Here is a 25394-nt window from a genome sequence, read left to right on the forward strand (position 1 = left end):
TCACGGGCGTCCCTCCAGCAGCCGTGCCAGGATGGGCCCGATCTGTGCCAGCGCGTGCGGTGTGGTCATGTCGTTGTGGCTCGCGTCCACGTCGAAGACCACGATCGCCTCGGCCGCATCGGTCCAGTCCTCGCTCGGATCGTCCCGCCGCAGCCGGCCCTGACGCGCGGCGAAGTAGTCCACGCGGCCGTCGAAGAGCTGCGGGCGGTACGACTCGATCTGCCGCGCCACCAGATCGGTGTCCGGCAGCATCGCCCGCAGGTCCTTGCCGACCAATGAGGGCGGCAGGCCCGGCATCTGCGGAAGCAGTTCGAACAACCGCTCGGTGCTGACACCCTCGAGTCCGGCGAGCATTGACGAATCGAAGCCGAGTCCGGCGAGCACCTCGCCCATGTTGTCCGCGGCGGCTGCCTCACCGACCTCCGACAGCGACAGGTGGCTGTCGAGCATCGCCAGGGTCGCCACCTGCTGACCGTCGGCCCGCAGTGCGACGGCCATCGCGTGCGCGATGACACCGCCGAGCGACCAGCCGAGCAGGTGGTACGGACCCTCCGGCTGCACCTCGCGGATCTTCGCCAGGTACAGCGCCGCCACCTCTTCCACGGTCTGCGGCATCTCACCGCCGGACAGCACCGGCGACTGGATGCCGTACACCGGACGGTCGGGGAGGTATCCGGTCAGCCCGCCGTACGACCACGACAGGCCGATGAACGGATGGACGCAGAACAGCGGGGCGGCCCGGCCCTCGGTCCGGAGCGGGAGCAGCACCTGCAGATCGTCACCGGTGTCCTCGGCGCCGAGCTCCGAGAGCCGTTCGGCGATCCGGCGCGGTGTCGCATCGGCGAACATCCACTGCATCGGCACCCGCAGGCCGAGTTCGTCGCTGATCAGACCGACGAGCCTGGTCGCGAGCAACGAATGACCGCCCAGATCGAAGAAGCCGTCGTCGATTCCGACGTCGGTGGTGCCCAGCACCCGCTCGAACACGTCCACCAGCATCCGCTCCTCGTCCGTGGACGGCGGGACGTACGGCGCACGTTCGGCGAACTCCGGCACCGGCAGAGCCTTCCGGTCGATCTTGCCCGCACCGGTCAGCGGCACGTGATCGATCGCGACCACCGCCGCCGGAACCATGTACGCGGGCAGCGTGCGGGCGACGAACTCGGACAGGGCGTCGGGATCCACCGCCGCCCCCTCCACGGGCAGGACGTAGGCGGCCAGCACGGTCTGTCCGCCCGGTCCGGGAACGCCGATGACGTGTGCGAAGTCGACGCTCGGGTGCGCGCTCAGCGCGGACTCGATCTCGCCGAGCTCGATGCGGAACCCTCGGATCTTGACCTGGAAGTCGGACCGCCCGACGTAGTCGAGCACCCACTCGTCTCCGCTCAGCTCGCCGCCCGGAATCCAACGGACCACGTCGCCGGTGCGGTACATGCGGTCACCCGGCTCTCCGAACGGATTCGGCACGAACCGCTCGGCGGTCAGACTCGGGCGCCGGTGATAACCGCGCGCCAGACCCGGCCCCATCAGGTACAGCTCGCCGACCACGCCCGCGGCCACCGGCCGCAGGTTCGCGTCGAGCACCACTGCCCCGAAACCGGCACGCGGCGCACCGATCGTGACTCGCTGCCCCGCCTCCACGGCGATCCAGTTGGACCAGACCAGCGCTTCGGTGGGGCCGTACACGTTGACGAACAGGCGTCCCGGCGCCCAGCGCTCCACCAGCTCCGGCGGGCACGCCTCGCCGCCCACCGCGACGACGCGGAGATCGTCGAGTCCGGCCGGGTTCACCGAGGCCAGCGCACCCGGAGTCATCAGCAGGTGGGTCACCCGCTCGGTGCGCAGGAGGTCGGCGAGTTCGGCTCCGCCGAACACCTCCGGCGGGGCGACGACCATCGTCGCGGCCGCGCCGAACGCGATCAGGTACTCGCCCACCGAACCGTCGAAGCTCGGCGAGATGACGTGCAGCATCCGGTCGCCCGGAGCGATCGCCATCCGCACCCGCGCGTCCTGCGCCGATCCGGCCACGTCCCGATGGACCACCACGACGCCCTTCGGCATACCCGTCGACCCGGACGTGTAGATCATGTACGCGGCGGTCTCCGGCCGGATCGGCCGCAGTCGCACCTCGTCGGTGACCGGACCGGCAGGCCGGCCCTGGATCTGCGCGTGGTGCGCGGGATCGTCGAGGACGATCCACTCCAGTCCGCCGCTCGGACCGCCCCGATGCGCGGTCACGGTGAGCCCGAGGACCGATCCGGAGTCGGTGAGCATGTGCTCGACGCGGTCGGTCGGATAGTTCGGGTCCACCGGCAGGTACGCCGCACCCGATTTGACGACGGCCCACACCGCGGCCACCGACTCCACCGAGCGGCCGATCGCGATCGCCACGACGTCCTCGGTACCGACGCCGCGTGCGATCAGCTCGCGGGCCAGCCGGTTGGAGTACTCGTCGAGTTCGCGGTACGTGACCGAGCGCTCCCGCGCGACGACGGCGAGCGCGTCCGGGTCGACCGCCGCGGCGGCGGCGAACATGTCCGCCATCGACGCGTACGGGTAGGCCGCGCGTCCGGTCGCCGGCACCAGGGCGGCGCGCTGCGCCGGGTCCATCAGGTCCAGCTCCACCACTCGCGCCGTCTGCTGCTCGGCGAACGCGGTGATCGCCCCCACCAGGACGTCCATCACGCCCTGTGCCCGCTCCGGCGAGAAGGCGCCGTCGAGGTACTTGAGCCGCAGCACCAGCGAGTCCGTGTATTCCGCGGCCAGCGCCAGCGGGTAGTGGACCGTGTCGGTGCCCGTCAGACCCTCCACCGTCATTCCGTCGATGTCGCCGCCCTCGCCCGCCTCGACGTCGGGGTACGACTCGAACACCGCGAGGGTGTCGAACCCGGCGCCCGGCCCGGCGACCGCCTGAATCTCCGGCATGCCGACGTAGTGATGGTCGAGCAGATCGGTCTGTTCGGTCTGGATGCGTGCGAGCAGATCCTCGAGCCGCTCCCCGCCGCGGATGCGAACCCGCACCGGCAGGGTGTTGATGAACAGGCCGATCATCTCCTCGACGCCGTCGAGCTGCGGTGGCCGTCCCGAGACGGTGGCGCCGAAGACGACGTCGTCGCGTCCGGTCAGCGCCGACACCACGAGTGCCCATCCCGCCTGCACCACGGTGTTCATCGTGAACCCGCGGTCGCGGCCCAGGGCGTTGAGTCGCTGCGACAGTTCGGCGTCCAGCGTCACCGCGAGCTCACGGGACGACGATCCGTGGTCGACCGCGTCGCCGACCACCAGGGTCGGCTCGTCGACGCCGTCGAGGACGTCCCGCCACACCGACAGCGACTGTGCGCGGTCCTGCTTCGAGAGCCACACCAGGAAGTCCCGGTACGACCGCGCGGGTGGCAGGTGGGTCGCGTCGCCGTGCGTCGCGTAGAGCACGAACAGCTCCCGCAGGAACAGCGGCGTCGACCAGCCGTCGACCAGTGCGTGATGGACCAGGACCGCCAGCCGGTGATCGCCGTCGGCCATCTCGACGAGGGTGAAGCGCAGCATCGGCGGCCGGGACAGATCGAATCCGCTCCGCCGGTCGTCGTCGAGCAGACGCCGCAGCGCCTCATCCCGTTCGGCTTCGGGCACCTGCGTCATCGACACCGATCGGAAGGGCAGTTCCACTCCGTCGAGCACCACCTGCGCCGCGACACCCGCGTCGTAGCTGAAGGCCACGCGCAGGTTCGGGTAGCGGTCCAGGATCGCCTGCCCCGCAGCGCGGAGCCGGTCGGCGTCCACCCGGCCACCGAGCTTCAGCACCATCTGGACCTGGTAGAAGTCCTCGTCGTCGGACGCGATCTGCGACTGGTAGACGAGACCCTCCTGCAGCGGCGACAGCGACCACACGTCGTCGACGCCGCCGTAGGCGCTCTCCCAGGCGTCGATCTGACGCTGGCTCACCGACACCAGGTCGAAGTCCGACGGGGTGTGCCCACCCGCGTCGGCCCGGTCGGTGTGCCGCGCGAGAGCCGTCAGCGCCGCCACCCACAGATCGGCCAGGCGCGCCACCTCGTCACGGGTCAGGACGCCACCGGCGTACGCCCAGTCGGCCGTCAGCGACGAACCGACCGCGACCGCGTTCACGTCGAGCAGCGCAGGCACCACCATGTCGGGGTTGCGCGTGCCGCCGAGATTCACGGCCTCGCCCCGCTGCTCGGCTGCCTGCGGTGTCTCGCCGGCGCGCCGTCCGAGGTAGTTGAACCCGATCTGCGGTGTGCGCAGCGTGGACAGACGTGCCGCCGTCTCCGGGTTCATCCTGCGCAGCAGACCGTAGTCGACGCCTCGATCGGGTACGGCGGCCAACTGCTCCTTGACCGCCTTCACCGCCCGACCCAGCTCGGGTCCCGCGGCGAAGGCGTCGTCCAGGTCGATGCCGGAGACGTCGAGCCGGACCGGATACTGCGAGGTGAACCAGCCCACGGTCCGCGACAGGTCCGCGCCGGGGAGCAATTGCTCCTCACGGCCGTGGCCCTCCAGCGTCACCAGTGCCGTCGACTCGTCGACACCGCGTTCGGCTCGCCAGGCGACGAGCGCCAGGGCCAGCGCCGTCAGCAGTGAATCGTCCACCGATCCGTGGAAGGCCTCGGGCACCCGGTTCAGAACGGCGTCGGTGACGTCGTCGGGAACCACCACGCGGAACTCCTCCACCGTCTCGACGAGGTCGAGCGCCGGGTCGAGCGGGCGCGAGCCCAGATCCGGGTCGGGGCCCTCGAGCACCGACTCCCAGAAGTGGGCGCGATCGGCCGCATCGTCGGTCGAGGCGAGGTCGGCGAGTCCGTGCATCCAGCGCCGGAAGGAGGTTCCCACCTCGGGCAACTGCACCGGTTCTCCGCTCGCGATGCGCCCCCAGGCCACCGTGAGGTCGGCGGCCAGGATGGGCCACGACACCCCGTCGACCGCGAGGTGGTGGACCACCACGAGCAGATGGCCGAGCCCGTCGGCGTCGTCGCCGACCAGCCACACGGCCTGGACCATCCGGCCGGTCCATGGATCGAGCCGGGAGCCGGCCGCCTCGAGTGCGGCGGACGCCGCGGCGGTGAACTCTCCCGAGTACCGCACCTGCGTCAGGATGCCGGACGGATCGACCGACCCGGCCTCCGGCACGTGCAGCGAGGTGACGCCGTCGGCGTCCACCAGACGGGCACGCAGCATGTCGTGATGGTCGACGACCGCGCCGAGCGCCGCGGTCAGATCCTCGAACGCGGCGGTGCGCGGCAGCGCCAGCACTTCGGCCTGCGAGAATCGCGAGTAGCTGAGCCCGTGCTCGATCATCCACCGGCCGATCGGCGGCATCGGAACGTCGCCGACCCCGCCTCCCGGCAACTCGTCGAGGGTCACCAGCTCCGCCGCCTCGGCGGCCACCGCCAGCGCGGCCACCGTGCGGTGCTCGAAGACCATCCTCGGCGTGAGCAGGATCCCCGCGCTCTTGGCCCGCGACACGAGCTGGATCGCCATGATCGAGTCGCCGCCGAGGGTGAAGAACGAATCGTCCACACCGACTCGCTCGGCGCCGAGGAGTTCGGCGATCAGCTGCGCCAGGACCGCCTCGGTGTGGGTGGAGGGCGCACGGTAGGTCTGCGACCGCGACTGCGTGTCGGGTGCAGGCAGCGCCTTCCGGTCGAGTTTGCCCGAGGCGTTCAGCGGGAACGCCGGCAGCACCATGAGCACCGCGGGAACCATGTACTCCGGCAACCGCACCGACAGTGCCGCGGTGAGCGCGTCGACGTCGACGCTCTCCCCCGCAGCGGCCGTCACGTAGCCGACCAATTGCGCAGCGCCGGGGATGTCTTCGCGCACCAGCACCACGGCCTGAGCCACACCCGGCTGCTCCAGCAGGACCGACTCGATCTCGCCGAGCTCGATCCGCAGTCCGCGCAGCTTCACCTGGAAGTCGGTGCGCCCGATGTAGACCAACTCGATGCCCTCACCGTCCGCGGTCCGCACCCATTTGACGAGGTCACCGGTGCGGTACATCCGCTCGCCCGGCGCATGTGGGTCCGCCACGAAGCGGTCCGCCGACAGATCCGGGCGTCCGACGTAACCGCGGGCCAACTGCACGCCCGCCAGATACAGCTCACCGGCCACCCCGATCGGCACCGGGTTCAGGCGTGCGTCGAGCACGTGCAGTCGGGTGTTCCACACCGGCCGGCCGATCGGCACGGTCACCGTGTCTGCGGCGGTGTACTCGTGGAAGGTCACGTCCACCGACGCCTCGGTGGGACCGTACAGGTTGTGCAGTCGCGCCGGACTCAGCGCGGCGAAGGCCTGTGCGGCCTGCGGGGTCAGCGCCTCACCCGAGCAGAACACCTGCCGCAGCGACGGAACCCGACCGGGCTCCACGAGCGAGGTGAACGCGGAGAGCATCGACGGCACGAAGTGCGCAGTCGTCACCGACTCGGCCTCGATGAGATCGGCGAGGTACTGCGGGTCGCGATGGCCGTCCGGCCGGGCGATCACCAGGGACGCACCGACCTGCAAGGGCCAGAAGAACTCCCACACCGACACGTCGAAGGTCGACGGCGTCTTCTGCACCACCGCATCGTCCGAGGTCAGCGGGTAGGCCGACTGCATCCACGCGAGCCGGTTGACCACACCGGAGTGCGGGACCGCGACGCCCTTCGGGCGCCCCGTGGACCCGGAGGTGTAGATCACGTACGCGATGTTCGTTCCGCGCAACGGTGCGAGCCGTTCGGAATCGGTCACCGGACCGTCGGGGTAGCCGTCGACGTCGATCGCACCCAGCGTCCACACCGGGACACCGTCGGGCACCTCGAGGTCCACGCCTGTGCCGGCGAGCACCACCTGCGGTGCCGCCGATTCGAGGACGTACTGAGTTCGCTCGGCGGGGTGGTCCGGGTCGACCGGCACGTACGCACCGCCCGCCTTGATCACCGCGTACATGCCGACCAGCAGGTCGAGCGAGCGGCGCGCCGCCAGGGCGACGTGCACGTCCGGTCCCACACCGGCGTCGATCAGCTTCCGCGCCAGGGCATTGGCCTGAGCGTCGAAGTCCGCGTACGACAGTCGTCGGCCCTCGAAGACCAGTGCCTCGGCGTCCGGCGTCCGCGCGACCTGCGCGTCGAACAGGTCCGCGAGCGTCGCGGGGACGAGATCGTGCCCGGTGGCGTTGACCGCGGCGAGTGCCGAACGGTCGTCCTCGCCGGCGAGCGGCGCATCGCCGACCGCCGCGTCCGGATCGGCGACCAGTGCCCGCAGCACCCGGACGAAGGCGTCGCCGAAACCGCGCACGGTGGACTCGTCGAACAACGCCGTCGCGTAGCCGAACGAGACCGCGATCTCCGCCGGGCTGCCGTCGTCGGCGTATCCCTCCTCGACGCCGATCGACAGATCGAACCTCGCCGGTTCCGGTCCCGAGCCGACCGCCGAGACCGTCAGGCCCGGCAGTTCCAGGTCTTCGCGCTCGAGGTTCTGGAACGAGAGCATCACCTGGAACAGCGGCGAGTGCGCGGTCGACCGTTCGGGATCGAGAACCTCCACCAGACGTTCGAACGGGATGTCGACGTTGCCGAACGCCGCCAGGTCGAACTCGCGAACCTGGTCGATCAACTCGGCGTACGTGATGCCGGGCTCCACCTGGGCACGCAGCACCAGGGTGCCGACGAACATGCCGACGAGATCGTCGAGCGCGGCGTCTCCACGGCCCGCGGTGGGGGTGCCGACGGCGATGTCCGACGACCCCGACAGCCCCGCGAGCAGCGCCGACAGCGCGGCGTGGACGACCATGAAGACACTCGCCCCGCGATCCCGCGCCACCTCGATCAGGCCGCGGTGGGTGTCCGCGTCGACGGTGACCGCCACCGCGCCGCCGTCGAGCGACTGCACGCGCGGGCGCGGCCGATCGGCGGGCAGCTCGATCTGCGCGGGCAGATCGGCGAGTGCCTCGGTCCAGAAGGCCAGCTGACGTGCCGCACGCGACTGCGGGTCGCGCTCATCGCCGAGGAGTTCCCGCTGCCAGACGGCGAAGTCCGCGTACTGCACCGGAAGCGGCGTCCACTGCGGCGCCATGCCCGCGGCACGGGAGGCGTACGCGACCATCACGTCGCGCACCAACGGTGCGGTCGACGAGCCGTCGCCGGAGATGTGATGGATCACGACCACTAGCACGCGCTCGTCGGGTGCCGCCTCCAGCAGTTCCATCCGCAGGGGCGGCGCCGCTGTGACGTCGAAGCCGCGGGCCGCGAACGCGGTCACCTCGTCGACGATCCGGTCGGCGGACACTTCGATCACCGGCAGATCGGGAACGGTGTCGGCGGGCAGGATCACCTGATGCGGTTCCCGGCCGACAGCCGGGTACACCGTGCGCAGCGTCTCATGCCGCGCGACCACGTCGGCGATCGCCGCACGCAGCGCGTCCACGTCGAGTTCGCCCGTCAGACGCACCGCGAGCGGGATGTTATACGCGGCCGACTCGGGATCGAACTGGTTCAGGAACCACATCCGTCGCTGCGCCGGCGACAACGGGATCCGGTGCGGGCGATGGACCGGGACCAGCGCGGGGCGGTCCGCTCCCGAGCCGCGCCGGGCGTCGATCAGCGCGGCCAGACCGGCCACCGTCGGTGCGTCGAACACGTCGCGAACCGCGAGGTCGGCGCCGAGCACCGCGTTGACGCGCGCCGTGACGCGCGTGGCCGACAGCGAGTTGCCGCCGAGATCGAAGAACCCGTCGGTCGATCCGGCGCGGGACACGCCGAGCACCTCGGCGAAGACGCCCGCGAGGATCTCCTCGGTCGGGGTGCGCGGCGGCACATACGTTCCGGCCGTCTCGGTGATCTCGGGGGCGGGCAGCGCCCGGACGTCGAGCTTGCCCGCGGGGGTCAGCGGAATCTCGTCCAGAATCACGATCGCGGCGGGCACCATGTAGCCCGGCAGCCGCTCGCCGGCGAACGCCAGAAGTTCACGCACTGCGAGCTCCTCGCCGTTCGAGGGCAGCACGTACGACACGAGCAGGGTGTCGCCGCCGTCGGTGACGTGACCGCTGGTGTGCACGAACTCCACCGCCGTGTGGGCGGCCAGCACGGCGTTGATCTCGCCGAGTTCGATACGGAAGCCGCGGACCTTGACCTGCTGGTCGGAGCGGCCGAGGTACTCCAGGGACAGTCCGCGCTCAGCCTCGACCCAGCGAACGAGGTCGCCGGTGCGGTACATGCGCGCCCCGTTCCCGCCGTACGGGTTCGCGACGAATCGCTCGGCGCTCAGACCGAGTCGATCGTGGTAGCCGCGCGCCAGAGCCGGCCCCGCCACGTACAGCTCACCGGGCACGCCGACGGCCACCGGCCGCAGCCGGGCGTCGAGCACGAGTGCTTCCACACCGCGGTTCGGCGACCCGATGGTGACGGGTTCGGCGGGCTGCAGCGGCCCGTCGATCGTGACCGAGATAGTCGCCTCGGTGGGACCGTACATGTTGAACATGCGGCGCCCCGGCGCCCAGCGGGCGACCAGTTCGGGCGGGCAGACGTCGCCGCCGACGCCGATCATCTCCAGCTGGTCCATGCCCGTCTCGTGGACGGAGGCGAGCGCGGCCGGAGTGATGAAGGCGTGCGTCACATCGTGACGCCGCAGCAGCTCGGCCAGGTCGTCGCCGCCGTACACCGAGGTCGGTGCGATCACGAAGGTGGCACCGGCCCCGAAGGCCAGCAGGTACTCCAGCACCGACGCGTCGAAGCTCGGCGATGCGAAGTGCAGGACCCGCGAACCCGGCCTGGTTCCGCAGCGCTCCCGCAGTTCGGTCGCGAAGTTCATCAGGCCCTCGTGGGTCACCGCGACGCCCTTGGGCAGACCGGTGGAGCCGGAGGTGTAGATGAGGTAGGCGGTCTGCGCGACGTGCAGCGCGGCTGTGCGCTCGGCATCGGTGATCGCCGCGGCCGAGGCCGCGTCCACCGCGCTCGCGGTGTCCGCGTCGTCGAGTGTGAGCCATCGGCCGACGGAGCCGAAGGCATCGCGCCAGGCCGATGTCGTCACGCCCAGGACCGCTCCGGAATCGGTCAGCATGTGTGCGATGCGGTCGGCCGGGTATCCCGGGTCCACCGGCAGGAAGGCCGCGCCGGACTTGGCGATGGCCCACGTGGCCACGACGGAGTCGATCGAGCGCGCCATGCCGAGCGCGACCACGGTCTCCGGGCCCGCGCCGCGGGCGATCAGCACCCGCGCCAGCCGGTTGGAGCGTTCGTCGAGTTCGGCGTAGCCGATGGCCTCGTCGCCGAGCACCAGTGCGGTGGACGCGGAGTTCGCCGAGGCCGTGGACGTGAGCATCTCGGCGAGGGTCGCCGGTCCGGCCGGTGCGGCGCCGCGGACCGGTGCGAGCGCCTCGATCTCGGCGTCCTCGAGGAGTTCGATGTCGCCGATCCGCACCCGGGCGTCCGCAGCCACCGCGGCCAGGATGCGCGTGAGGCGGTCGCTGAACGCCCGGACGGAGCTCTCGTCGAAGATGTCGGTGGCGTAGCCGAAGGTCAGCGCGAGCCCGGCCGGACGACCGTCGTCGTCGAAGCGCTCACGGTACGACAGTTCGAGGTCGAACTTCTCCACGTGGGTGTCGTCGGCCAGCCCGGTGACCGTGAGCCCCGGGAGCTCGAACCGCTCCTCGCCGATGTCCTCGGTGGACAGCACCACCTGGAACAGCGGCGAATGCGCGCTGGAGCGCACCGGATCGAGGATGTCGACCAGCCTCTCGAACGGCAGGTCGGCGTTGGCGAAGGCACCGAGGTCGGCACCCCGGGTCTGCGACAGCAGATCGGCGAAGCCGGCGTCCGGTTCCACCTGGGTGCGCAGCACCAGGGTGTTGACGAACATGCCGATCAGATCGTCGAGGGCGCGCTCACCGCGGCCCGCGATCGGCGTGCCGATCGCGATGTCGGAGCTGCTCGACAGTCGCGCGAGCAGTGTCGCCAGCGCCGCGTGGACCACCATGAACATGGTGGCGCCGCCCTCGGACGCGATGTTCCGCAGGCCGTCGTGGACCCGCGCGTCGAGTTCGAAGCCGACGCTCGCGCCCTGCTGCGACCGGTCCGCCGGACGCGGCCGGTCGGTCGGCAGGTCGAGAACCTCGGGAAGGCCCGCGAGCGTGCTCTGCCAGTACTGCACCTGCTGTGCCGCCAGCGACGCCGGGTCGTCCTCCGCCCCCAGCAGCGACCGCTGCCAGATCGCGAAGTCGGCGTACTGGACCTGCAGCGGCGCCCAGCCGGGCTCCGAGCCCGCCGAGCGCGCCAGGTACGCCACCATGACGTCACGTGCCAGCGGCGCCGTCGACGAGCCGTCGCCGACGATGTGGTGGACCACGAACGCCAGCACGTGCTCGTCGGGGGCGATCCGGTACAGGGCCACGCGCAGCGGGGCCTGAGCCGTCACGTCGAAGGGCGCCAGCGCGAAGTCTCGGACGACACCGGCGATCTCGCCGGCGGCCACGTCGACCGGTGCGAGGTCGCCGAGGACCTCGTCGGCGGGCCGGATCGACTGGTAGGGGCCGTCGTCTCCGGCCGGGAAGACCGTGCGGATCGACTCGTGCCGGATCACCACGTCCCGGACGGCCTGAGCCATCGCCGAGGTGTCGAGTTCGCCCGACAATCGCACGGCCAGCGGGACGTTGTACGCCGCCGACTCCGGGTCGTACCGGTTCAGGAACCACATGCGCTGCTGCGCGAGCGAGAGCGGGATCCGCTCCGGGCGCGGCTGCGGCGCCAGTGCGGGGCGGGTCCGGCCGGTGCCGGTCCGCTCGGCCGTCTCGGCGAGCCCGCCGACGGTCGGTGCGTCGAACAGGGCGCGCACGCCGAGGTCGGAGCCGAGAGCCTCGTTGACCCGAGCGATCACCCGGGTGGCGACCAGCGAGTTGCCGCCGAGCGCGAAGAAGTCGTCGGTGACGCCGACCCGATCGAGGCCGAGCACCTCGGCCACCACTCCCGCGACGACCTCCTCGACCGGCGACCGCGGAGCCACGTACTCGCCCGCGTCCGCCTCGAGGTGCGGCGCCGGGAGAGCGCGTCGATCGAGTTTGCCGCTGGCGCCCAGCGGCATCTCGTCGAGCGCGACGAATGCGGCGGGCACCATGTACGCGGGCAGTCGCGTCCCGAGGTACGTCTTCAGTTCGCCCGCGTCGAGAGCCTCGACGCCGGCTGCGACCACGTACGCGACCAGCTGATCGCCGACGTGGTCATCGTGATGGAGGATCACGGCCGTCTGGTCCACCTCGGGGTGGCTCGCCAGCGCCGCCTCGATCTCGCCCAGCTCGATGCGCAGGCCGCGCAGCTTCACCTGGAAGTCGGTGCGCCCCAGGAACTCCAGCCGTCCGGCGTGGTTCCATCGCACCAGATCGCCGGTGCGGTACATCCGGGTGCCGTCGGCCGCGAACGGATCGGCCACGAACCGTTCGGCCGTCAGATCGGGGCGGCCGAGGTACCCGCGGGCCAACTGGACGCCGGTCAGGTACAGCTCGCCCGCCGAGCCCACGGGAACCGGGTGCAGACGGTCGTCGAGCACCAGAGCGCCGGCGTTCCACGACGGACGCCCGATCGGCACCGTCGCGACCTCGCCGAGCGCTTGGACCGCTGGCTCGAACAGGATGCCGACGGTGGTCTCCGTCGGACCGTAGGTGTTGTCGATGACGGTGCCGGTGGCCGCGGTGAACTCCTTCAGGAGTCCGGCCGACAGTTCCTCGCCGCCCGCCACGACGTACTCGAGCGAGTCGAGTGCGGATGCGTGGCCCGCGGTGAGGAACGCGCTGAGCAGCGACGGAACGAACTCCGCGACGGTGACCCGCTGCTCGGCGATGAGTCGGGCCAGATAGTCCGGGTCGCGGTGTCCGCCCGGAGCGGCCACGACGACGCGACCGCCCACCTGGGTGACCGCGAACGTCTCCCAGACCGAGACGTCGAAGGTCGCGGGAGCCTTCTGCACCACTCGGGACGACTCGTCCAGCGAGTACCGGTCGACGATCCACGCGAGGTAGTTCGCGATCGCATGCTGGGTGAGTGCCACGCCCTTGGGGAGGCCGGTGGAGCCGGAGGTGTAGATCAGGTACGCGAGGTGGTCGCCGCGCAGCGGAACGATCCGGTCGGCGTCGGTCACCGGTTCCGGCGACAGACCCGCGACCGCTTCGTCCTCGAGGAGGATCGGCTCGACGCCGTCGGGCAGTGCCCCGCGGTCGGCCTCGGTGGAGATCACGACGGCCGGCTCGGCCGAGTCGAGCACGTAGGCCGAACGCTCGCGCGGCTGTTCCGGGTCGATCGCGACGTAGGCGCCGCCGGCCTTGGCGACCGCGTACATCGCGGTCAGCATCTCCACCGACCGCGACACGGCGATCGCGACCACCGTGTCCGGTCCCACGCCGGCGCCGATGAGCCGGCGCGCCCAGCGGTTGGCCTGCGCGTCGAAGTCCCGGTAGCTGATCTCGCGGCCCTCGTAGACGACCGCGACCGCATCCGGGGTGGCGGCCACCTGACGTTCGTAGCGCGCCAGCAGAGTCCGCTCGGCGACCTCGACGGCCGGGCCCGCGCCGTCGGCGAGCACCGCGGCGCGCTCTGCCTCCGACAGCCAGGCCGCGTCGCCCACCCGCTGTTCGGGATCGGCGGTCAGCGACGTCAGCAGCCGGACGAACCTCTCGGCGATCGTCGCGACGGTCGAGGCGTCGAACAGTTCGGTGGCGTAGACGAAGTAGGCGTACATCCCATTCGGCTCGCCGTCCTCGGTGACGGCGTCGCCGAGTGTCAGGTCGAGGTCGAACTGAGTCACCTCGACGCCCGGGTCGAGCGCACCGACCGTGAGCCCGGGCAGTTCGAGCTCGGCCCGCTGCTGATTCTGCAGTGACAGCGAGACCTGGAACAACGGGTGATGCGACGTCGAGCGCACCGGATTGAGCGCCTCGACGAGCTGCTCGAAGGGCACGTCGACGTGCCCGAACGCCGCGAGGTCGGACTGGCGCACGCGATCGAGCAATCCGGCGAAGGTCTCGTCGCCGTCGATCTGCGAACGCAGCACGACGGTGTTGACGAACATGCCGACGAGATCGTCGAGCGCGGCCTCGCCGCGGCCGCCGATCGGAGTGCCGACGGCGATGTCGGTCTCCCGAGCCAGCCGCGAGAGCAGCACCGCCAGCGCCGCGTGCACGACCATGAACGGCGTCGCACGATGCGCGGCCGCCAGGTCGGCCACCGCTCGGCGCACGTCCTCGCCGATCTCGAACACGTGCCGGGCTCCGGCCATCGACTGCTCCACCGGACGCGGACGGTCGGTGGGCAGGTCGAGTGCGTCGGGCAGGCCGGCGAGTTCGCTCCGCCAGAAGCCGATCTGCCGCGCGGCCACCGACTCCGGATCGTTCTCGTCGCCGAGGACCGCCCGCTGCCAGACGGCGTAGTCGGCGTACTGCACCTCCAGCGGCGACCAGCCGGGCGCCTCGCCCGCGGCGCGCGCCGTGTAGGCCACCATCACGTCCCGCGCCAGCGGTGCCATCGACATGCCGTCGGCGCTGATGTGATGGACCACCATCACCAGCACGTGCTCGGCGACGTCGGTGTCGGCCACCTGGAGCAGCCGCACCCGCACCGGCGGAGCGGCCGTCACATCGAAGCCGGAGCCGAGGACGTCCGCGACCGCGGGAAGCAGATCCGCCGCGTCGACGGCGACCGGTGTCAGGTCCACCGGGACCGCCGCGGTCGGCAGCACATCCTGGTAGGGCCCGTCGGCCGAGTCCGGGAAGCGGGTGCGCAGCGACTCGTGCCGCTCCAGCACGTCGGTGATCGCGGCGGCGAGGGCATCCACGTCGAGATCGCCGGTGAGGCGAATCGCCATCGGAATGTTGTATGCGGGCGACGACGGGTCGAACTGCGCGAGGAACCACATCCGCTGCTGAGCCAGCGAGAGCGGCACCCGGTCCGGTCGCGGCCCGGCGACCAGCGCCGGGCGCTCGGCGGTCCGGCCGGTCCGCTCGTAGCACTGGGCCAACTCGGCGGCCGACGGCGCGTCGAACAGGTCCCGCACGCCGAACTCGGCGTCGAGCGCCGCGTTGACGCGCGCCACCACCCGGGTCGCGACCAGCGAGTTGCCGCCCAGATCGAAGAAGCCGTCGTGAACGCCGACGCGGTCGACTCCGAGCACCTCGGCGAAGACGTCGACGATCGCCTGCTCGACCGCATCGCGCGGGGCGACGAACTCCGTCGCGGCACCTGCCGTGTCGGGGGCGGGCAGCGCTCGGCGGTCGAGCTTGCCGTTGGCCGTCAGCGGGAACTCGTCGAGCACGACGATCGTCGACGGGACCATGTACGCGGCCAGGAATCCGCTGACGTGGTCCAGCACCGCGCCGGGCTCCACGTGGGCGCCGGCCTCGGGCACCACGTAGCCGACGAGGCGGTCGCCGGTGTGCTCGTCGGTGTGCACGACCACCGCGGAGGCGGCCACACCGCGATACCGCATCAGCGCGGACTCGATCTCACCGAGTTCGATCCGGAATCCGCGCAACTACACCTGGAAGTCGCTGCGGCCCAGATACTCCAGCTGTCCGTCGGCGTTCCAGCGGGCCAGGTCGCCGGAGCGGTACATGCGTTCGCCGGGCGCACCGAACGGATCCGCCACGAATCGCTCGGCCGACAGGTCGGGACGGCCGAGATAGCCGCGCGCCAGCTGGCCGCCGTGGACGTACATCTCGCCGACGACGCCCACCGGTGCGGGCTGCAGCCGGGAGTCGAGGACGTAGACGCCCATGCCCGGCAGTCCGCGCCCGATGACGCTGGCCTTGGACGCGCGGGCGAACTCGCGGTCGAGCGGCAGATAGCTGACGTGCACCGTGGTCTCGGTGATGCCGTACATGTTGACCAGCGCGACCTCCTGGTCGTCGTGCCGCTCGTACCAGCGCTCCAACTGCGCGAGGTCGAGCGCCTCGCCGCCGAAGACGACGTAGCGCAGCGCCAGATCGGGAACGGACTCCTCCCCCGCGCCCGCGACGCGGTCGGCTTCGGCCAGCTGATAGAAGGCCGACGGCGTCTGGTTGAGGACCGTGACGCGCTCGCGACGCAGCAGTTCGAGGAACTCGTCCGGCGAACGCGAGGTCAGGTAGTCGACGATCACCAGGGCGCCGCCGTGCAGCAGCGGGCCCCACAGCTCCCACACGGAGAAGTCGAAGGCGTAGCTGTGGAACATGGTCCACACGTCGGTCTCGTCGAAGCCGAAGTCGAGCTGGGTGTCGGCCATCAGCGTCAGCACGTCGACGTGGGGAATCACCACGCCCTTGGGTCGCCCGGTGGACCCCGACGTGTAGATGACGTACGCGGGATGCTGCGGGCGCAGCGGTGCCAGTCGGTCGGCGTCGGTCACCGGGCCCTCCGGCTGCGCCGCCATCCGCTCGGCGAGGTCCGGCGAATCGAGCAGCAGGACGGGCAGTTCGTGCGCGGGCAGGGACTCCGCGTCGGCGGCGGTGGACACGACCACCGTCGGACGGGCGTCGGCGAGCATGTACGACAGCCGGTCCTGCGGGTACGTGACGTCGACGGGCACGTATGCGCCGCCCGCGGTGACCACCGCGAGCAACGCCACGGCCAGGTCGGCCGTCCGCGGCATGGCGACCGCGACCAGCGACTCGGGCCCGACGCCCTCGGCGATGAGCACCCGGGCCAGACGGTCGACCCGTCCGGCCAGTTCCGCATAGGTCAGCCGCTCGCCGCCCGCGACCACGGCGGTCCGGTCGGCGTGGGCCGCCGCCTGCGCGGCGAACGCATCGGCCAGCGTGTCGGCCGTGGGCGCGACACCGGGCACGAAGCCCAGTCCCAGCACGTCGGAACGCTCGGCGTCGCTCAGCACGCCGATCGACGCGATCGGTGCCTCCGGCGTTTCGGCGAATGCGGTGAGCACCCTCTCCACGCGGTCGAGCACGGTCTCCGCCGCGGCGGCGTCGTACAGATCGGTCAGGTACTTGAGCTGCAGGTGGAGACGGTCGGCTGAACTCGCCACCAGCGTCAGCGGGTAGTGGGTGGAGTCCATGCCGCGCAGTCCGGTGACCCGCATGCCGTCGATGTCGGCGGCCTGCGCGAGGGCCTCGGAATCGACCGGGTACGACTCGAAGACGCTCAGCGTGTCGAATCCCGCGCCCGCGCCCACCGCGCGCTGGATCTCCGAGAGACCCAGGTAGTGGTGGTCGAGCAGTGCCGCCTGTTCGGCCTGCAGGCGCCGCAGGAACTCCTGCGCCGACTCCCCCGGACGCACCGTGACACGCACGGGCAGGGTGTTGATGAACAGGCCGATCATCGATTCCACGCCCGGAAGGTCCGCGGGCCTGCCGGAGACGGTGGTACCGAAGGTGACGTCGTTGCGACCGGTCTGCGCCGACAGCACCAGACCCCACGCCGCCTGGACGAGGGTGTTGAGGGTGATGCCGTGAGCCCGCGCCAGTGCGCCGAGGGTGGACGTCAACCCGGCGGGCAGCAGCCGTTCGGTGTCGGCGGAGTCGGCCGATGCCGCCGTCGCCTCGCCGGCGACGAGTGTCGGCTCGTCGAGTCCGTCGAACGCGGCGGCCCAGGCGGTCAGCGACGACCGGTGGTCGCGGTGCGAGAGCCACACGAGGAACTCGCGGTACTCGCCGACGACGGGCAGCGCCGAGCCGTCACCGGAGGCCGCGTACAGGAACAGCAGGTCCTTGAGCAGCAGCGGTGTGGACCAGCCGTCCAACAGGACGTGGTGGTTGGTCGAGAGCATCCGGTAGTCGGACTCGCCCAGTCGGGCGAGGGTGAACCGCAGCAGCGGCGGCGTCGCCATGTCGAAGCCGCGCCGGCGGTCGGCGGCCAGCAGATCGTCGAAGGCCGCTTGCGGGTCCGCGGCGGCCCGGAGGTCCACCTCGGCCCACGGCAACCTCACGGCCGCGGGCACCACCTGGACGGGCAGTCCGTCGATCGAGTCGAAAGCGACCCGGAGGTTCGCATGCCTGCGCAGCAGTGCCTCGCCCGCCGCGCGGAGGCGGGCGGGATCGACCACGCCCTCCAGCGTGAGGACGGTCTGCACCATGTAGGCGTCGAGTTCGTCACCCGCGAACTGCGCGTGGAAGAGCAGTCCCTCCTGCAGCGGCGAGAGCGACCAGATGTCGGCCACGTCGCCGTGACGCTCCTCGACGGCCTCGACGGCTCGCTGGTCGAGCCGCACCAGCGGCAGATCCGACGGGGTGAGACCGCCGGCACCGGGCGCGTCCGCGTACCGGGTCAGAGCCGTGAGCGCCTCCACCCACAGATCTGCGATCTCGCGGACCTGTTCGGCGGTGAAGACACCGGTGGCGTAGGAGAAAGTGGCGCCCAGGCGCGTGCCGTCGGCGGAGTCGACCGCCGAGGCGTTGATGTCGAGCGCGGCCGGGAGGGCCATCGCGGCATCACGCGTGCCGCCCAGGCTTCCGGAGTCGCCGTCGAGCTGCCACGGGGCGTCGTCGACTGTCCCGGTGCCCGCGGAGACGCGGCCGAGGTAGTTGAAGCCGATCTGCGGCGTGCGCAGTCCGGCGAGCGCCGAGCGCCCCTCCTCGGTCAGATAGCGCAGCATGCCGTAGCCGATGCCGTTGTCGGGCACCGCGCGCAACTGCTCCTTGACCCGCTTGAGCGCGGCGCCGGCCGCCGGACCACCGGCCAGCGCGTCGTCGACGTCGAGTCCCGAGAGGTCGACGCGCACCGGGTACGAGCTGGTGAACCAGCCGACCGTGCCGGACAGGTCGGCGCCGGGGACGGCCTGCTCTTCGCGGCCGTGCCCCTCCAGCGTGACGAGTGCGCTCGGGGCGTGGACTCCCCGCGCCGCTCGCCACGCCGCGACGGCCAGTGCCAGCGCGGTCATCAGGGAGTCGGTCGCCGAGCCGTGGACCGTTCCCGGTACCCGGCCGAGGACGGCCTCGGCGATCTGCGGCGGCAACTCGATCCGCAGGTCATCGACGGTCTCGACGGTGTCGATCTCGGGGTCGGCGTACCGCGCACCCAGCGCGGGATCGTCGCCGGTCAGAGTGGAACGCCAGAACTCGAGTTCCCCGACCCGCGACGGTGCGGCCTCGGCGAGGGCGTGGGCCCAGCGGCGGAACGACGTCGCCACCGGCGACAGTTCCGCCGTGGCCCCCTCGGTGACGCGGTACCAGGCCAGCGCGAGGTCGGGAACCAGCGACCGCCACGAGACACCGTCCACCACGAGGTGGTGGGCCAGGACCAGCAGACGGTCGCGCCCGCCGTCGGTGCGGTGCAGCCAGACGAACTGGGTCGTCACGCCGGACCGCGGATCGAGCCGGGCACCGGCGCGGCGCATCTGTTCCTCCGCGGCCGCGGCGAAGGCCTCGGTTCCGGGAGCGGCGTCGACGTCGACGCGGGTCAGCAGTCCGGCCGCCGGAACCGAGCCCACCGGGCCGATGGACAGACCGGTGGCGTCGGCAGCGGTTCCGGTACTCGTGACGAGGCGGGCGCGCAGGACGTCGTGGTGGTCGAGCAGCATGGCGATCGCGGCCGCCAGATCCGACTCCTCGACGGACTCGGGGAGCGTCAGGAGCACGGCCTGGGAGAACTCGTCGTACGCACGGAGGTCTTCGATCATCCAGTGCATGATCGGCGTCAGCGGTGCCTCGCCGACCCCGCCTCCCGGCAGCTCGTCCAGGCCGGCTGCGGCCTCGGCGGCGGCCACCCGCGCCAGCGCGGCGACGGTGCGGTGCTCGAAGACCTGGGCCGGACGCAGGACGATGCCCTCGCGCTTGGCGCGCGAGACCAGCTGAATGGCCATGATCGAGTCGCCGCCCAGCGCGAAGAAGGAGTCGTCCACACCCACGCGGTCGAGACCGAGCAGTTCGGCGACCAGATCGCAGAGCACGGTCTCGACACGGTCGGCCGGCGCGCGGTACTGCGTGACCGACTCGGTCCGGTCGGGCGCGGGCAGCGCCTTGCGGTCGAGCTTGCCCGAGGCGTTCAACGGGAACTCGTCGAGCGGCATCAGCACCGTGGGCACCATGTACTCCGGCAGGCGAGCCGAGATCGCCTCGGTGAGAGCGTCGACGTCGAGCGCACCGGCCGCGGCGACGACGTAGCCGACGAGCTGCTGTGCGCCCGGAACGTCTTCGCGCACCACCACGACGGCTTGCGCGACCGTCGGCTGATCGAGCAGCGCCGCCTCGATCTCGCCGAGCTCGATGCGCAGACCGCGAAGCTTGACCTGGAAGTCGGTGCGGCCGATGTAGTCCAGTTCCAGCCCGCCGTCGGTCCGGACCCATCGGACCAGGTCGCCGGTGCGGTACATCCGCTCCCCGTCGGCCGCCGGGTTCGCCACGAAGCGGTCGGCGGTGAGGTCCGCGCGTCCCACGTAACCGCGCGCCAGCTGCACGCCGGCGAGATACAGTTCGCCTGCCACGCCGACCGGCACCGGATGCAGACGGTCGTCGAGGACGTGGACTCCGGTGTTCCACACCGGGGCGCCGATCGGCACGGCGGCCGTGTCGGCCGGGGTGACCTCGTGGTAGGTGACGTCGACGGCCGCCTCGGTGGGGCCGTAGAGGTTGTGCAGACGCGCATCGCTCAACGCCGCGAAGGCCTGCGCGGCCCGCGGCGTCAGTGCCTCGCCCGAGCAGAACACCTGGCGCAGCGAGCCGACCGATCCCGGAGCCACCGCCCCGGTGAACGCCGACAGCATCGACGGGACGAAGTGCGCGGTGGTGACCGACTCCGCCTCGAACAGCTCGGCGAGGTACAGCGGGTCGCGGTGCCCGTCCGGCTGCGCGATGACGAGCGACGCGCCCACCTGCAGCGGCCAGAAGAACTCCCACACCGACACGTCGAAGGTCGCGGGGGTCTTCTGCGCCACAACGTCGTCCGGGGTGAGCGCGTACTCGTGCTGCATCCAGGCGAGGCGATTCACGATCGCCGAATGCGGCACCGCGACGCCCTTGGGGCGGCCGGTGGAACCGGAGGTGTAGATGACGTACGCGGTGTTCGTCCCGCGCAGCGGCGCCGACCGCTCGGCATCGGTGATCGGCGCTGTCGACCATCCGTCGAGGTCCACCGTGTCGACGGTCCACACCGGCACCCCGTCGGGCGCGGGAAGGTCGGTGTCCGACGCCGTCAGCAGCACGGCGGGCGAGGCGGAGTCGAGCACGTACAGGGTGCGCTCGGCGGGATGGTCGGGATCGACCGGGACGTAGGCGCCGCCGGCCTTGACGATCGCGTACATCGCGGTGAGCAGTTCCAGCGACCGCGGAAGGCCGAGTGCCACCGGGACGTCCGGTCCCACGCCCGCGTCGATCAGCATCCGTGCGAGCGCGTTGGTCCGGGCGTCGAACTCCGCGTAGGTGAGGCTCTGCCGGGAGGCGCCGGAGCCGAACACCAGCGCCGTGGCGTCCGGAGTGCGCGCGGCCTGCGCGGCGAACACTCCCGCGAGCGTGCCCTGTTCCACCGGAGCAGCGGTCGTGTTGACCGCGGCCAGGTCGGCTCGGTCCTGCGCGGAGGTGACGGGCACGTCGCCGACGATGCGGTCGGCGTCGTCGCAGATCCCGTGCAGGACCGCGAGGTAGGCCTCGGCGAAGCGTTCGACGGTCGTCCGGTCGAACAGCGCCGTGGCGTAGCTGAACGTCGCGGGCAGATCGGCGGGCGAACCGTCGGCGTCCCGCCGGTCGGTCACGGTCAGCTGCAGATCGAACTTGGCGACGTCGAAGTCGGAGGTGAGTCCGCTCACCGACAGACCCGGCAGGTCGAAGCTCGCCGGGGCGTTGTTCTGCATGGTGAACATCACCTGGAACAGCGGCGAGACCGCCGTCGACCGCGACGGCGCCAGCACGTCGACGAGTTGCTCGAAGGGCATGTCGGCGTGGGTGAACGCGGCGAGATCGTTCTGCCGGACCTGCGACAGCAGGTCGGCGAAGCTCGCACCGCCGTCGACGCGGGTACGCAGCACCAGGGTGTTGACGAACACGCCGACCAATTCGTCGAGCGACTGCTCGCCGCGCCCGGCCACGGGCGTGCCGATCGCGATGTCGGATTCGCGGCCCAACCGGGACAGCAGCGCGGCGAAGGCCGCGTGCAGCACCATGAACAGGGTCGCGTCGTGCGCCTCCGCGACCTCGAGGAGCCGCCTGTGCAGGCGGGCGTCGATCGTGAACGCGCTGCCCGCACCGGCCGTCGACTGGACCGCCGGACGCGGCCGGTCCATCGGCAGGTCCAGCACCTCGGGCAGACCGGCGAGGCGATCGGTCCAGTAATCGCGCTGGCGCCCCAGCAGTGACTCCGGATCGTCCACGTCGCCGAGCGTCTCGCCCTGCCAGAGCGCGTAGTCGGCGTACTGGACCGGCAACGGCGACCACTGCGGCGCCGCACCGGCGGCACGCGCGGTGTACGCGACCATGATGTCGCGGGCGAGGGGCGCGACCGACGCACCGTCGGCCGTGATGTGGTGCATGGTGACCACGAGCACGTGCTCGCGGGGGCTCTGCTCCAGCAGCGCGATCCGCACCGGCGGCCGCGCGGTCACGTCGAAGCCCTCGGAGATCAGGTCGACCGCGCGCGCGACGACCTCGGCCTCGGTCACCGGGATCGGCGTGATGTCCACGCGAGAGGCCGGGAGAATCTCCTGGTAGGGACCGTCGGCGGAGTCCGGGTACACGGTGCGGAGCACCTCGTGACGCGCGAGCACGTCCTCCACTGCCTGTTCGAGTGCGGCGACGTCGAGTTCGCCGCTCAACCGCACGGCCAGGGGCACGTTGTACGCGGCCGACTCCGTGTCGAACTGATTGAGGAACCACATCCGGCGCTGGGCCAGCGACAGCGGAATCCGATCCGGACGCGGGCGGGCCGTGAGCGGAGGCCGCTCGTCGGCGGTCGCCGTCTCCAGATGGGCGGCGAACTCGGCCACCGTCGGGGCGTCGAACAGGTCGCGGACCCCGACGCGCACGCCGAGCGCCGCGCCGACGCGGGCGGTGGCCTTGGTCGCCGACAGCGAGTTGCCGCCGAGGTCGAAGAACCCGCTGCTGACGCTGACGCGCTCGAGGCCGAGGACCTCGGCGAAGACGCCTGCGACGATCTCCTCGGTGAGGCTGCGGGGCGCCTGGTAGTCGCCCTCCTCGATGGTGAACGACGGCGCGGGCAGTGCCCGGCGGTCGAGCTTGCCCGCAGGCGTGAGCGGGACCTCGTCGAGTGCGACGACCTGAGTGGGAACCATGTACGCGGGCAGGAACTCCGCCGCGAACGATTTCAGCGCGACCTCGTCGACCACGTGTCCGGGAGCGGGCAGCACGTACGACACCAGCGCGGTGCCGCCGTCGGGTGCGGTGACGCCCTCCGTGGTGACGAATCCGACGCTGTCGTGGCACGAGAGCGCGCCGCTGATCTCGCCGAGTTCGATGCGGAAGCCGCGGACCTTGACCTGGAAGTCCGAGCGGCCGACGTACTCGAGCCGCCCGTCGCGCGTCCACCGGACCACGTCGCCGGTGCGGTACATCCGCTCGCCCTCGCTGAACGGGTTCGCGACGAATCGCTCGGCGGTCAGCCCGGCGCGATCGTGGTAGCCGGCGGCCAAGGCCGGTCCGGCGAGGTAGAGCTCACCGGCCACTCCCACCGGAGCCGGCCGGAGACGGCCGTCGAGCACGGTCAGCCGGAAGCCGCGCGTCGGTGCGCCGATCGTGATCGGCGCACCCGCACGCAGGGGCTCCGACACCGTGCACCAGACGGTGGTCTCGGTGGGTCCGTACAGGTTCAGCATGGTGCGCTCGGGTGCCCAGCGGGCCACGAGTTCGGGCGGGCAGGCGTCGCCCGCCACGGCCAGCACGCGCAGGTCGTCCAGTCCCTGCGGATCGGCCGCGGCCAGCGCGGCCGGCGTGATGCAGGCGTGGGTCACCCGGTTCGCGCGCAGGAAGTCCGACAGTTCCACGCCGCCCAGCAGCCCCGCGGGCGCGACGACCATCGTCGACGCGCTGCCGAAGGCCATCATCATCTCGAACACCGAGGCGTCGAAACTCGGTGACGCGAACTGCAGCGACCGCGAGCCGGGGACCAGCTGCATGTGCGCGCGCTGCTCCGCGACCAGGTTCGCCAGTCCCCGATGGGTCACCACGACGCCCTTGGGCAGACCGGTGGACCCGGAGGTGTAGATGACGTAGGCCGGCGAGTCCACGCGCATGCGGCGCACCGGGGTCACCTCGGCGACCGACTCGGCCGCCAGCAGCGCATCGATCTCGTCGAGGACGATCCAGTCGACCTCACCGGAGAGCTCGGGACGCTCGGTCGACGTCGTGAGACCGATCCGTACACCCGAATCGGTCAGCATGTGCGCGATGCGGTCGGCCGGATAGCTCGGATCGATCGGCAGGAACGCCGCGCCGGTCTTGACGATCGCCCAGACGGCAGTCGCGGTGCGGATCGATCGCGGCATGGCGACCGCGACGTAGTCACCGGTGCCGATGCCGCGCTCGGCCAGCAGCCGGGCCAGCTGGTTCGACCGCTCGTCGAGCTGACGATAGGTGAGCGCCGCGGAGCCCTCCTCCACCGCGATCCGGTTCGGATCGTCGGCGACGGCGTCGGCCAGGATCTGCGGGAAGGTGCGGGGCGCCACGGACGCCGGGCCGGCGACCGCGCTCAACTCGTCGCTCTCGGTCGGCGACAGGATCGGGACGTCGCCGATCGGCACCGTCGGGTCCACGACCACGGTCGACAGGATGCGCACGAGCCGCTCCGCGAAGACCTGGACGGTCGACGCGTCGAAGAGGTCGGTGGCGTAGTCGAACGAGGCGCGCATCCCGGCCGGAGTACCCGACTCGTCGACGGTCTCGGCGACCGTCAGCTGCAGGTCGAACTTCGCGACGTCGGCGCTGATCTGCTCCGGCGCGATGGCCAGGCCCGGCAGCTCCACCGCGACCTCGCCCGCATTCTGGAAGTCGAGCGCCACCTGGAACAGCGGATGGTGCGACTGCGAGCGGGTGGGGCTGATCGCCTCGACCAGACGCTCGAAGGGCAGTTCGGTGTGCCCGAACGCGGCCAGGTCGGTGGCGCGCGTCTGAGCGAGGACACCGGCGAAGTCGACTTCGGGCTCCACCACGGTGCGCAGGACCAGGGTGTTGACGAACATGCCGACGAGCCCGTCGAGTTCGGGTTCCCCGCGGCCGGCGACCGCGGTGCCGATCGCGATGTCGGTGGTGGCCGACAGTCGGGCCAGCAGCACCGAGAGCGCCGCATGCATCACCATGAACGTCGACGCGCCGTGCGCGCGACCGATCTCGGTGACCGCGCGATGCACTTCACCGTCGATGGTGAACTCCACACGGCCGCCGCGCATCGACGGACGCGCCGGGCGCGACCGGTCGGTGGGCAGGTCGAGCTGATCGGGGAGCCCGGCGAGCGCCTTGGTCCAGTAGGCCAGCTGGCGTGCACCGCGCGAGTGCGAGTCGT

At 71.4% G+C, this 25394-nt stretch carries 1 pseudogene (running past one end of the window); it reads right to left on the bottom strand.

What is annotated here, in order from left to right:
• Positions 1-25394 (bottom strand): annotated as a pseudogene (locus tag ACZ5QD_RS10500) (non-ribosomal peptide synthase/polyketide synthase); it runs 17884 nt beyond the window's last position.

The organism is Gordonia sp. J1A, from assembly GCF_055393515.1.